This is a genomic window from Bradyrhizobium sp. Ken64 (assembly GCF_055807555.1).
The window spans coordinates 1-11,785 of sequence record NZ_JBVVPA010000054.1 but is presented as its reverse complement, the minus strand read 5'-3'; the positions used below and the strand labels follow the sequence as shown (position 1 = coordinate 11,785).

General features: G+C 64.9%; 11 protein-coding genes, 1 tRNA gene and 2 pseudogenes. 1 reads left to right on the top strand and 13 read right to left on the bottom strand.

Features of this window, described 5'->3' with window-relative positions:
- The 7 genes and pseudogenes from AC0L2F_RS35370 to AC0L2F_RS35340 all read right to left on the bottom strand — a co-directional run.
- Positions 1–205, bottom strand: a pseudogene (locus tag AC0L2F_RS35370) (hypothetical protein); the annotation flags it as partial.
- 65 nt (positions 206–270) lie between these two features.
- A complete protein-coding gene (locus tag AC0L2F_RS35365; RefSeq protein WP_473251484.1) occupies positions 271–654 on the bottom strand; it encodes a RidA family protein in 384 nt (127 codons plus the stop codon).
- Between the two features lie 26 nt (positions 655–680).
- Positions 681–3,014, bottom strand: a complete 2,334-nt coding sequence (locus tag AC0L2F_RS35360) for an acetamidase/formamidase family protein (protein WP_473251485.1) — start codon at positions 3,012–3,014, stop codon at positions 681–683.
- 258 nt (positions 3,015–3,272) lie between these two features.
- The gene (locus AC0L2F_RS35355) at positions 3,273–4,514 is read right to left on the bottom strand and encodes an acetamidase/formamidase family protein (protein ID WP_473251483.1); all 1,242 of its coding nucleotides are present in this window, start codon (positions 4,512–4,514) and stop codon (positions 3,273–3,275) included.
- 49 nt (positions 4,515–4,563) lie between these two features.
- Positions 4,564–6,186: an amino acid ABC transporter permease/ATP-binding protein gene (locus AC0L2F_RS35350; protein ID WP_473251482.1), complete on the bottom strand. Its 1,623-nt coding sequence runs from the start codon at positions 6,184–6,186 to the stop codon at positions 4,564–4,566.
- On the bottom strand, positions 6,186–7,103 hold the full coding sequence (locus AC0L2F_RS35345) for an ABC transporter substrate-binding protein (RefSeq protein ID WP_007610235.1): 918 nt from the start codon (positions 7,101–7,103) through the stop codon (positions 6,186–6,188). Before AC0L2F_RS35345 ends, AC0L2F_RS35350 begins: the two co-directional genes overlap by 1 nt.
- Positions 7,104–7,536: 433 nt before the next feature.
- Entirely contained in the window at positions 7,537–7,800 is a 264-nt protein-coding gene (locus AC0L2F_RS35340; RefSeq protein ID WP_473251481.1) for a hypothetical protein, read from the bottom strand.
- Between the two features lie 257 nt (positions 7,801–8,057).
- On the opposite strand from AC0L2F_RS35340, the gene AC0L2F_RS35335 reads away from it, so the two are divergent.
- Positions 8,058–8,270: a hypothetical protein gene (locus AC0L2F_RS35335; RefSeq protein WP_007610233.1), complete on the top strand. Its 213-nt coding sequence runs from the start codon at positions 8,058–8,060 to the stop codon at positions 8,268–8,270.
- 85 nt (positions 8,271–8,355) lie between these two features.
- On the opposite strand, the gene AC0L2F_RS35330 is transcribed toward AC0L2F_RS35335, so the two are convergent.
- The 6 genes and pseudogenes from AC0L2F_RS35330 to AC0L2F_RS35305 form a co-directional block, all read right to left on the bottom strand.
- Positions 8,356–8,502 (bottom strand): hypothetical protein, encoded by a 147-nt coding sequence (locus AC0L2F_RS35330; protein ID WP_007610232.1) that lies wholly within the window; start codon positions 8,500–8,502, stop codon positions 8,356–8,358.
- A 188-nt stretch (positions 8,503–8,690) separates the two neighbouring features.
- Positions 8,691–8,764, bottom strand: a tRNA-Cys gene (locus AC0L2F_RS35325).
- A 57-nt stretch (positions 8,765–8,821) separates the two neighbouring features.
- Positions 8,822–9,418, bottom strand: a pseudogene (locus AC0L2F_RS35320) (ABC transporter ATP-binding protein); the annotation flags it as partial.
- Between the two features lie 166 nt (positions 9,419–9,584).
- A complete protein-coding gene (locus AC0L2F_RS35315; RefSeq protein ID WP_473251480.1) occupies positions 9,585–10,301 on the bottom strand; it encodes an ABC transporter permease in 717 nt (238 codons plus the stop codon).
- Positions 10,302–10,511: 210 nt separating this feature from the next.
- Positions 10,512–11,246: a tRNA-uridine aminocarboxypropyltransferase gene (locus AC0L2F_RS35310; RefSeq protein WP_063996386.1), complete on the bottom strand. Its 735-nt coding sequence runs from the start codon at positions 11,244–11,246 to the stop codon at positions 10,512–10,514.
- A gap of 41 nt (positions 11,247–11,287) precedes the next feature.
- Positions 11,288–11,785 (bottom strand): efflux RND transporter permease subunit (locus AC0L2F_RS35305; protein WP_473251479.1); only part of this gene is annotated, 498 nt, incomplete at its 5' end.

The window sequence follows — 11,785 nt, the reverse complement described above, 5'->3', positions numbered from 1 at the left end:
GCTGCCCGCGTCCACCGCAGCCCATCCCACGTTTCGTGACGATCGCGATACGCCCCTCTGACCGGGATGAGGTGGCGGGATGAATACGCCAAAGCCGAATTTCGGTAAAGTGGAATATTTTCGTGGCGGCGGATTGACCCGTCATTTGTGTGTTTTGCGCGTCGGGCAACGCAAGGGATTGTAGCCCGGATGAGCGAAGCGACATCCGGGACTCGTTCGCGCGGCGGTCCCGGATATCGCTTCGCTCATCCGGGCTACGAAAAGCCGAACTCACGGCCTCCGGCACACCAGATCGATCTCGATCAGTGCGTCATAGGCAAGCCCCGTTACGCCCACGCAGGTGCGGGCCGGCAGGCGGTCGGGCGGAAAGAACCCGCGATAAGTCTCGTTCATCGCGGTGTAGTCTTCCTTGAAACGCGTGAGATAGATGCGTGTCATCACGACGTGTTCGAGAGCGAGATCGACGCCCGCCAGGACGACCTTCAAATTCTCCATCACCGCCCTTGTCTGCGCGACGATGCCGTCGGGCAACACGCCCGGTGTTTGCGGCGTGTCCGGCATCTGGCCGGTGACGAAGACAAAACCGTCGGTCTCCACCGCGTGGCTGAAGGGCGCGACCGGCTTCGGTCCGCCGCTGATCATGTGGAATTTCACTGGGGTTCCTTGTTACGGCGCGTCTCTTAAGGGAAGGTTTGAAACAGGCGCTTGCTGATGATCGCGTGCACGCCCCAATTGCCGTCGACCACCTGCGTGACGCCGAAATCGACGGCGGCCGACATCAGCGCGATCGCCTCGTCCTCGCTCAGCCCCTTCACGTTCATCAGGAAGCGTCGCATCTTGCGAAACGCATCTTTCATGGCGAGATCGAGCGAGGACTTTGCGTAGACCTCGCTCTGGCCCTGAGCGCCGAACTCGGCGAGGTAGTTGGGATGGCTGAATCCGGTCAGGACCCAGTCGGCTTCGGTCTCGATCAGGGGATAAGAGAGATCGGCGAACGGACGACCGGCAAGGTCGGCCTTCTTGTGCAGGATCACCTCGAACGTTCCCGTCATCGAGCATTCGATCGCGGTGCCGCTCAATTCACCGTCGCCTTGCGTGGCATGGGGATCGCCGACGGACAACAATGCGCCGGGAACGGAGACCGGAAGATAGACCGTCGCTCCCTTCCCCAAGCGCCAATTGTCGAGATTGCCGCCAAAATAGGACGGCGGCACCGAGTCGATGAAATCGACCTCGCGCGGCGCCACCGCGATCACGCCGAAATGCGGGCGCAAGGGAATGCGGATGCCGTCGAGCACGGCGTGGCGGCGCTTCACCGTGCCGGGCAAGACCGGAACGCCGGGATAGTCGTAGGTGGCGTGCACCACGCCAAACGGGTCGGTCTGCGACTCCCAGCGGTAGGAATACAGCGCGCGCGCATACGGCGCGTCGGTGTCGTCGAAGATTTCGTAGATCGTCACGACCTCGCGCGGCTTCGGCCCTGAAAGAAATTCGTCGTAATGATAGCCCCACCAGGCCGCAACCGAGGAGCCGAACACGCGCCCTGAATGTTTCGGATGGCGACTTGTGCGCGGCACGATGTCGAGGATCCGCACTTCCAGCACGTCCCCGGGCTGGGCGTCCTTCACCGACACGGGCCCCGTGCAGATGTGCACGCCAAAGCCTTCGCCGGCGCCGCGCCCGAATATGCTGGCATCCATCGGACCCGCACCGCGGCGATCCACGTTCTTCCTCGCCTTGGTCCAACCGAATACGCTTTCGGCGGCCGCGTCGCCCGCGATCATCAGCTCAGGATCGTCGGAGGCATGCTGAGTCAGCGTTTCGATCGTGATGGTATCACCCGAATTGATCTCGAGCTGCGGCTGTAACGTGCGACTGAAATATCCCCAATGAACACGGTTGGCTTCGATCGGAAGATGATGATGCTTGCGTTCGGCCGTTCTCGGCTCATCGATGTCGGTGCGGGCGAGATTGCCGCGCGCCTCGGCGCTCGTCGGGTGGGCGCGAAGCTGCGCCAGCGCATCCTGCGGCCAGCCGCGCTGACCGGCTATCCCGTGCTGCGTCGTCGCCCGCTCCGCCTCCTGCTGGCGAAATTCGCGCGGCGGCAGTCCGAAGCGATGGCGGAAGGCGCGGCTGAAATGTGCGGAATCGCCAAAGCCATAGGCGTAGGCGATCTCCGAGATCGAACGATGCGCCTCGGACGGATTGGACAGATCGGCCCAGGCGCGCTGCAGCCGCCGCTCGCGCACGTAGTGAGTAAAGTTGTCGCCGACCGTCTCGAACAGCTTTTGCAGATAGCGCTCGGAGATTCCTTCGGCCTGCGCGACGCGCGCCGGCACCAGTTCGGGATCGTCGAGGCGGCGTTCGATGGTCTGGCAGATCCGGTGCAGGAGTGCCGACTGCGTCGCGCTCGATCCGGCGTCCGACGTCGAAGCCGCCAATTGATGGGCGAGCGTCAGCAGGAGATCGACGAGCGACTGCGTGACCGCATTCCATTCGGCATCGCTCAGCGTGTCGAGCGTGCGCGCAGTCGCGTCCAGCAAGCGCGCAAAGATGTCGGCAAAGCCGCTGGGCGGAACGACCCTGGGCTCGCCCAGCCGCGGCCTGCCCGAGAGGCGGCCGTGCAGCGCCTCCGATGTCACCGACAGCACGATGGCACGCATGTCGCGCTGGAATACGATGCTCCAGTCCCCGCTCCGGGGCAGCAGCACGAGATGGCCGACCGGAACGATGCGATGGCCGCCGGCGCTCTTGAGCACCATGCCGTCCTCGACCGGCATCAGCGCAATCGGCAGGTCTTCGTTGGCCGGCGAACTCGGACCGATGGTCTGGGCGCCGGCCGCCATGCGGGTCAGCGCAACGCCCGCGGCGTGGCGATGTGACGCCGTTGCGTGCCCATCCAGGAAGGAATGGCCTGCCGCCGGCTGCAGGCCCACCGCTGCCAGCACGTCCCGCCAGGCTTCGGGGCGGTCGTCTTGCGCGTAGGACTCGCTCGTGAAGGGACGGAAACTCATCGGATCGACCCAGATTGCAGTGGATCGAAGCAACCTCTGTGCCAGACGCAATTGGTCGTCCGTCGCAGCGACGGGCCGCAAATGCGGTTCAATGGTCACGTGCTCATCCTGGAAACGAGATGCTCTTCAGAGTGTTAGAGCGGGATATCAACGTCGAGCGCGATTCGTAGCCTGGATGGAGCGAAGCGTAATCCGGGACCTTCAGAGTCCGCCGTGACAAACCCGGATTGCGCTTCGCTCCATCCGGGCTACGGCCTATCAGTCACAACGGAAGATGTTCTTGCGGATCGTGCCGTGAACGCCCCAATTGGCGTCGACCACCTGGGTGACTCCGAAATCGGCGCCGACCGATAGCAGCGAGATGGCCTCGTCCTCGCTCAAGCCGTGCACGGTCATCAGGAAGCGGCGCAGTTTTCTGAACGCGTCGCGCATCGCACGGTCGAGACTCGAATGATTGGCAATCTCGGTTTGTGCGTCAGCGCCGAGCGCGGCGAGGTAGTTCGGATAGGTGAAGCCGTAGAACGACCAGGCCTGATCGGTCTCCAGCATCGGATGGTCGAGACCTTCGAGGCTGGTGCCGGCGAGATCGGCTTTCTTGTGCAGGACGAACTCGAAATCGCCGGTCAGTGAGGTCTCGATCGCGGTACCGCCAAGCTCGCTGTCGCCTTGCGCGGCGTGGGGATCGCCGACCGAGAAATAGCCGCCGGGGACCGCGACCGGATAGAACATCCGCGCGCCCTTGCCGATGCGCCAGTCGTCGATGTTGCCGCCGGTATAGCTCGGCGGGATCGAGCTGACGAAATCGGCCTCCGACGGCGCGAGCCCCATGGTGCCGAAATGCAGCCGTGCCGGCACCTTGACGCTTGCGAGGATGTTCTCGCGCTTCTTGATGGTGGTGTGATCGACCCGCACGCCGGGATAATCGATGGTCGGATGCACGATGCCGTCAGGGTCGGTCTGCGGCGTCCAGACGTAGTTGTAGACCGCCTTGGCGCAGGGCTCGCCTGACGTGTCGAGCTCGAAGATGGTGACGACCTCGCGCGGCTTCGGCTCCTCGATCAGATCGTGATAGTGAAACCCCCAATTCGCCGCGACGTTGGAGCCGAAGCAGCGCCCGGCATGACAGGCGCTGCAGCTCGGCCGCGGCCGGATATCGAGGATGCGCACTTCGAGGATATCGCCCGGCTCGGCGCCTTCGATCGCGACCGGACCGGTGAGGAGATGGACGCCGATCCCCTCGCCTGCGCCGCGGATGAACGGACCTTCCGTCGGGCCCGAACCGCGTCGCGCGACTGCCTTGTGCTCGCGCGTCCATTGGAACACGCTCTCGGCTCCGGGATCACCCTGGATCATGCGCTCGTAGTCATCATTGGCGTGGTGGGTCAGCGTCTCGATGGTGGCGCGATCCCCCGAGCGCAGCGTCAGGGCCGGCGCGACCTTCTTGGAGAAATAGCCCCAGTGGACGGTCTTCGGCGAAACCGGCAGCGTGACATGCTTCATGAGGTGGCCTCTTCTGGAAACGCGGTCTTGAACGTCGTGGGTGCGGCTCTCATCGCACCGCCTCCGGAGTCTTGTCGGCTTCCATCACGCTGAGGAAACGCGCGGTCAGCGGATTGCGGGGGTTGGAGAGCACCTCGTGCGCAGGCCCCTCCTCGATGATCGTGCCGCCGCTCAGGAACGCGACACGGTCGGCGACCTCGTCGGCGAAGCGGATCTGGTGCGTCGAGATGATCATGGTGAGGCCGTCATCGATGGCGAGCCGCCGGATCACCTCCAGCACCTCGCTGACGAGCTCGGGATCGAGCGCCGAGGTCGGCTCGTCCAGGAGCAGCACGCTGGGGTTCGGTGCCAGCGCTCGGGCGATGGCGACGCGCTGCTGCTGGCCACCGGAGAGATGCCGCGGCAGCGCGTCGGCGCGGTGCGACAGCCCGACCCGGTCGAGCAGCTCGGCGGCGCGGCGATCTGCATCGATGCGGGTCATGCCGTGCACCCAGCGCAAGGGCCCCGCGATGTTCTCCTTCGCCGAGAGATGGGCGAACAGGTTGAATTGCTGGAACACCATGCCGACGCCCACGCTTGCCCGCTCATTGGCGATCGCGCGGGGCGGCAGCAGCTTGCCGTCGTCGTCGAAACCGAGGCGGCGGCCGCCGACACGCACGGTGCCTCCGTCCCAGCTTTCGAGATGATTGATGCAGCGGAGCAACGTGCTCTTGCCGGAGCCGCTGGGCCCGAGCAGCGCGACGACCTCGCCGACGCGCACGGTGAGATCGAGGCCGCCAAGCACCTTTTGCGCGCCGTAGCTCTTGGTGAGGTCCCTGGTCTCGACCGCGATGTTGTTGCGCGAGATCGTCGCGGCACGCCGGGTGCGCTCCTCACGGGTCAAGGCCAGCGGCGGCGTGTCGGTGAGCTCGGCCTGTGCGGACACCGGGACGTCGACGGTCGCTGCGGCAAGTTCGAGCTTGGTGGCGAGATCGACGCGGCGCCAGGGCAGATAATCGGCGAGCTTGCGCTGGCGTCCCTTCGCGCGGTCGAGGTCGAGCAGCCACTCGACAAAAAGCTGGATGATGCTGATGGCAAAGGTCAGCACGAGGTACAGCAAGCCCGAGGCGAAGAAGATCGAGAAGAAGTCGAAGGTCGAGGACGCAAGCTGGGTCGAGCGCAAGGTCAGCTCCTGGACCGCGACCACCGAGGCCAGCGAGGAATTCTTCAGCGCGCTCACGGCCTCGTTGCCGAAGGCCGGGATCATAGTGCGGATGGCCTGCGGCGCGATCACCCGCCACATCAGGATTCGCGGCGTCATGCCGAGCGCCTGGCCGGCCGTCACCTGCCCGCGATCGACGCCGAGCACGCCGGCACGCAGCATCTCGGCGATGAAGGGCGCCTCGTTGCAGGCCAGCGCAAGGCCGGCGGCCAGCACCGCCGGCAGCTTGATGCCGATATGCGGCAACGCATCGTAGGCGAACACCATTTGCAGGATCAGCGGGGTGCCGCGGAAGATCACGGTGTAGGCCCTGGCGATCGCCGCCAGCAGCCAGAAGCGGGAGAGCTGCATGCCGGCGAGGATCAATCCGAGGATCAATCCGCCGCCGAGCCCGAGGGCAGTCACCTCGAGGGTGAGCTCGATGCCCTCGAGCAGATACGGCATGCTCAGGTAGTGGAGGAACAGCGACATCAGTCGGCCGTCAGAATGTCAGGCTCCTTGAAGTTGTTCACGTCGAGCCCATGCTTCTTCAGAAGCTCCATATGCGTGCCGGCCTTCTGCACCTCGATCAGGGCGGCGAGCACGGCGTCGCGGAATTTCGGCTTGTCCTTCGGGACGGCGATGCCGACCGAATACGGGATCGTCACCGCGGTCGCCTTCTCCAGCTTGTCCGGATAGGCCTTCACCGCGCTGTCAACGGTGTTGACGTCGTTGACATAGGTGTCGGCACGACCGGCGAGGATCGCCTGGATGCAGTTGGCGTTGTTGTCGTAGAGCTGGACGGTCGGCTCGGCCTTGCCGGCCTTCTTGCACTCGGGCATCAGCGCCTGGATCAGGGGCACCTCGACATAGCCGGTGTTTTCGGCGGCAGCGGCGCCGCACATCGACATGTTGATGCCGTTGATGCCCTTCGGATTGCCCTTGGCCACCAGCACCCCGTCGAACACTTTCGAGTAGGTGATGAAGTCGGCGGCCTTGGCGCGCTCCTTGGTGGCGTAGATGTCGGAGATGACGATGTCGGCTTGCCCTGCGGCGAGCGTGGTCAGGAGCGCCGCGAACGTCACCGGCTTGTAGGTCAGCTTGAAGCCGAGGCATTCGCCGATGGCTTCGCCCAGATCAATGTCGAAGCCGATATATTTGCTCGGATCCTTCGGATCGATGGTCTCATAGCCTGGCGTGTGCGGGTTGATGGCGTTGACGAGGGTCTTGCCCTTCCAATCCGGATATTTGTCCTGGAGTGCGGCGCAGGCCGCAGGCGCCGCAGCCTGCGCGCTCAAGGGCGCGGCTGCCAGCGCGCCGAAAGTGACCGCGGCGCCGAGCGCGGCCTTGCGCCAAGACAGCGATGCACGCGCGTTCCCCCGCGCCTGGGGCAATACCGGTCTCTCCATCTCCAGCTCCTTCGAATTGTCATGGCAATGGCCATGTTCCAGATCTCGGAAGCGAGCCTAGGAGGAGAGCGGACCGGAAAGCTTGTCCGCGGGCGTACAAAAAATTGGATGGAGGGAGCCCGCCATTTGGGCAGGCGGCTGCTCAAAAACTGTTCGCGCGTGGGGATGCTCGCGGCACCCAATTCCGAATTCGGGGGAACCAAATAGTCTTGCCGCTACGCCGCGATCTGCACGATCAGGGAATCATTCGGTGAGGTCATTTGACGGAGATATGACAATCGAAAGACGCACCTGCGCCCGACATCCGAAGCATATCCCCCGCCGTCCACAGCCTGTCCGCAGCATACCCACAGGTCTATCCACAGGCCGACTATGCCGGATTCGCGAGCCCGCGCGAGCCACTTGCTGCGCACAAACCCACAGGCCCGGTATGTCAGCCGCCGGCCTGATCGAACACGGCGCGGCAAGCCTCGCTCAAGCTTGACCTGTTGCGGCGCAGGCACGCTGTGATGGCGCGAACGTTGGGGATTTCGCCGGCGCAGAGCCGGTAGACGTCGGGGGTACAGGCCCGGCGCTGCTCGGGCGTTCCCTGCTGCGCATGGGCGGCGGGGGCAAACAGCGTCAGGAACAGCCCGACGGTCGAGGCGCGGCGCGCCCGGTTTTTCACACCCGCAAACCGCAAGAACCTCGCCTTCATGACCAGTCTCCCTTTCCGCCCTGCCCGCCCGGCCTGTGTTGGCCGGTGTGCGAAGGGGTAGGAGAAATAAACAGCCGACGATGTGACCTGCTTCACACTGCGGGCACCCGGCAGGAACCTAACATCCCCAAGGGGATTTTCATGACTCGCTAACCAATCGGGACCCGATTGGCCGATCGTTAAAATGCGAACGATCGGCTCAACCGGGAAACAAACCGGCTTTGCGACATTGCGCCATCCGCGGTCCGGAGGGTGTGATGAGCGAAGCCGAATTCAACTTGCTGCTGGATGCCGTCCAGGACGCCATGGTCCATGACGATCTGGCGTTCGTGCCGGGGGAGGATTTCGTGCCGCGCTCGTGGACCTATTACGCGAAGCCCAACGCCTCCGCGAAGCCCAAAGCTGCCAATGACAATGAGGGCGCCTGGCCCCTGCTGCCGTTTCCCGACGGCTGGTACGCGGCCTGCTAAGGCCAATTCACCGTGAGCCGATGCGCCCGCGCTCCGCGGGCGTTTTGCCAGGGGGGCTACGCCGCGAAATCCCGCGTGCCCGCGATCAGGTCTTGACGCGCTCTCCGCCGTCCTGCGGCGCCTGGTCGGGTGCGGCCGGCGGAAAGATGCTGTCATAGATCGCGCGGGCCTCGCGAATGAGGCGGGCCCGCTCCAGCTCGGATTTCGGGACAAATCGGACGATTTCGCTCACGTGCTCTCCAGCGCTCGATCGTTGGGATGCATCACTTCGCAGATGCGAAGACTATGCCAGCGGGCTGAATGGCGGGTTTCCGCCGGCCTCCGGGTAAACCCGGGGTGCGCAGCCAGCATGGATCGCCCGCGCGGGCCCATAGCAGCCGCGACACGATCGAATGTTGCTGAGATATCAGGAGGTTGTGATGGAGGCCACGTCGGGACTCGAACCCGAGTAAACGGTTTTGCAGACCGGCGCGTAACCACTCCGCCACGTGGCCCCAACGAGGGCGGAGCAATATAGGGGATCACGAGTTTAGGCAACCCCGACCGGGCAGCTACCCCTCCCCGCCGGCGAGATATTGGCTGAGAATCTCATCGGTTGTGCCGGCCGCCACGATCCGCCCCTCCTCCAGCAGGATCGCGCGGTTGCAGGTGCTCTTGATCAGCTCGATGTCGTGCGAGGCGAGCACCAGAATGCCGGCGCGCACGACGATCTCGTCGAGCCGCTGCCGCGCCTTCTTGCGGAACTGCTGGTCGCCGGCGCCGATCCATTCGTCGAGCAGCACGATCTCACCCTCGACGGCGGTTGCGACCGCAAAGATCAGGCGCAGCATCATGCCGCTGGAATAGGTGCGCAGCGGCAGGTCGAGCCGGTCGCCGAGCTCGGTGAATGCGGCGATCTCCGCGCGCTTGGCGTCGATCTCGGAGCGCCGCGCGCCGATCACGAGCCCGCGCCGCATGATGTTCTCGTAGCCGGTCGCTTCCTCGTCGAATCCGGCCGAGAGATCGAACAGCGGCTGGCAACGGCCCAGCACGTCCACGCTGCCCGACGTCGGATGGTAGATGCCGGCGAGCACCCGCAGCAGCGTGGTCTTGCCGGCGCCATTGGCGCCGATGATGGCGACGCGGTCGCCGGCACGGATGTCGAGGCTGACGTCATTCAACGCGGAGACGATGTGCGGGGTCGCTGTGTTCCGCCGCAGTGTCACCGCGCTGACGAACCGGCTGCGTAGCGAGCGGTCTCGGAACGACAGCACCGGAAACCTCACCGAGACGTTGAGAAGCGCGATATGAGCTGCGGAGGTCATATCTCGTGCCTCACAGCCAATACGCCACACGATGGCGGTATTTCGCGTAGCAGCCGAGGCCGATGACGGCCACGACGGTCGCATAGACGATCCCGAGCAGCCATTGCTCCGCGTCGGTCGGCTGCGAGAGCAGCGGCCTGCGCACCAGATCGAGCAGCGTCGCGAACGGATTGGCGCGGATCAGCCAATAAAACGCGGTGCCGCGCACGCTGTCCTCGGTCCAGATGATCGGCGTCAGGAAGAAGACGAATTGCAGGCCGCTGACGATCGCCGAGCCGATGTCACGAAACCGCGCGCAGAGCATGCCGAGCGCGACCGAGCCGCCCAGCAGCACAGTGACCAGGATCGCGAAGCCCGGTACCGCGAGCAGCATCCTCCCATGCAGCGGCCACGGCATCACGACATAGAGCAGGACGACGATCACCAGATGATGCACGAAGATGAGGACGTTGCGCGCGATCATCTGAAGCACATGCACGATCAGCGGCGCCGGCACCGCCTTGATCAAATGGCCTGATGCCACGAAGATGTTGGAACCTTCCTGGAGCGTCGTCGCGATCAGCGTCCAGACGATCAGGCCGACGGCAAACGGCGGCAGAAAGCTCGCGACGTCCTGTCTGAACAGTGCCGCATAGACCGTGCCGACGCTGGCAATGGTCGCCGCGAGCGTCAGCGTGATCCAGAGCGGGCCGATCACGGTGCGCCGGTAGCGCAGCGAAATGTCCATCAGGGCAAGCGTGCCCCAACGATCGAACCGCGCCGCCTGGGCAAGGATCTCCTTGGCTGCAAGCTGAATGCGACGGCCCCTTCCGCTTCCGGCGTTCCGATGGTGCGACAGGATAGCAGACCGCGGCCTGTTGGCCGATGGTCTCTATCCGCCCGCCTCTCGCGGGACAATCGGCCGTACGGATGATCCGGACCGGACTCAGGACCGGACTCAGGCTCGCTTGCCCCGCCGGACACCGCGCCGGCGGTCCTTCACCGGCGGCTTCGGCGCCAATTCGGGCATCTCGGTCTGGACCTCGCGATAGCGGGTCAACATCCGTTCAAAACTGGCATTCAGCGTCTCAGCGATGTCCGGGCGCTTCTCCAGAGCTGAGAGGATCGTCGCTGCGGCCTCGATGGTCGACAGTCCGTCCTTCCGAGGCTCCTTGCGCAGGCGCCCGTAGCGCGATGGGGCGGCCGGGTTGAGGATGACGCGCTGGCATTTCAGCATCCACGGGTTACGCCACCACAGGGCCTTGGCCTGGCTCCATGTGCCGTCGAGCAGCACCACACCTTCGAGCTTGCCAAGGCGCGCGCGCTGGTTGTCCGCGACCTCGCCCTTGCGGTTGAGGGCCAGGATTTCGCCCTCGGCCTCGAGATCGGTGGCGTGCGCCGAGCCGAGATAGAGCACGGCCCAGTGCGAGGCGTTCTCGATCGGTTGCCCCAGTGCCTTGGACAGGCTCGGCCAGGACAGGCCGACCCGCAGCGTGGCACCGGCGAAATGCTTCGCAAGCAGCCGGGCGGTGCCGAGCGCCCTGTCCTGCTCCTGCGGATGCTGAAGGATCAGGAGCGAGAGCCGGTTCTTGATGGGCGTGACGCTGTCGCAGATGCACAGCGGCATCGGCTTCTGGCAGTGCGGGCATTCGGGGATCGGATCGGCCGGCGCGGCGGCGGTGGGGTTCGACATGGTCGCCGCTATACGCTTTGCAGGGCGGTTCAACAACCCGCCTATTCCGCCGGCGCAGCCAGCGGGCGCGGCTCGCGGCGGCGGCGCAGACGGTCGATCAGCAGGTAGATCACGGGCGTGGTGTAGAGCGTCAGGATCTGCGAGACGAACAACCCGCCAATGATGGTGATGCCGAGCGGGCGGCGCAGTTCCGTGCCGGGGCCGGTCGCAACAACCAGCGGAATGCCGGCGAACAACGCCGCCATCGTCGTCATCAGGATCGGGCGGAAGCGCGCCTGGCAGGCCTCGAAGATCGCCTCCGCCGACGACAGGCCGCGCTGGCGCTCGGCATCGAGCGCGAAATCCACCATCATGATGCCGTTCTTCTTGACGATGCCGATCAACAGGATGATGCCGACGAAGGCGATCACCGTCAGCGGCGTGTTGGTGAGCTGCAAGGCCAGCAGCGCGCCGAGGCCCGCCGAGGGCAGCGTCGAGATGATCGTGAGCGGATGGGCGAGGCTCTCATAGAGCACGCCGAGCACGATATACATCGCCAC

Bases quoted from the DNA above. Each gene is read 5' to 3' on its own strand.
- AC0L2F_RS35340 (WP_473251481.1), bottom strand. From the start codon at position 7,800: ATGAAGGCGAGGTTCTTGCGGTTTGCGGGTGTGAAAAACCGGGCGCGC.
- AC0L2F_RS35355 (WP_473251483.1), bottom strand. From the start codon at position 4,514: ATGAAGCATGTCACGCTGCCGGTTTCGCCGAAGACCGTCCACTGGGGC.
- AC0L2F_RS35345 (WP_007610235.1), bottom strand. From the start codon at position 7,103: ATGGAGAGACCGGTATTGCCCCAGGCGCGGGGGAACGCGCGTGCATCG.
- AC0L2F_RS35310 (WP_063996386.1), bottom strand. From the start codon at position 11,246: ATGTCGAACCCCACCGCCGCCGCGCCGGCCGATCCGATCCCCGAATGC.
- AC0L2F_RS35335 (WP_007610233.1), top strand. From the start codon at position 8,058: ATGAGCGAAGCCGAATTCAACTTGCTGCTGGATGCCGTCCAGGACGCC.
- AC0L2F_RS35315 (WP_473251480.1), bottom strand. From the start codon at position 10,301: ATGGACATTTCGCTGCGCTACCGGCGCACCGTGATCGGCCCGCTCTGG.
- AC0L2F_RS35350 (WP_473251482.1), bottom strand. From the start codon at position 6,186: ATGTCGCTGTTCCTCCACTACCTGAGCATGCCGTATCTGCTCGAGGGC.
- AC0L2F_RS35360 (WP_473251485.1), bottom strand. From the start codon at position 3,014: ATGAGTTTCCGTCCCTTCACGAGCGAGTCCTACGCGCAAGACGACCGC.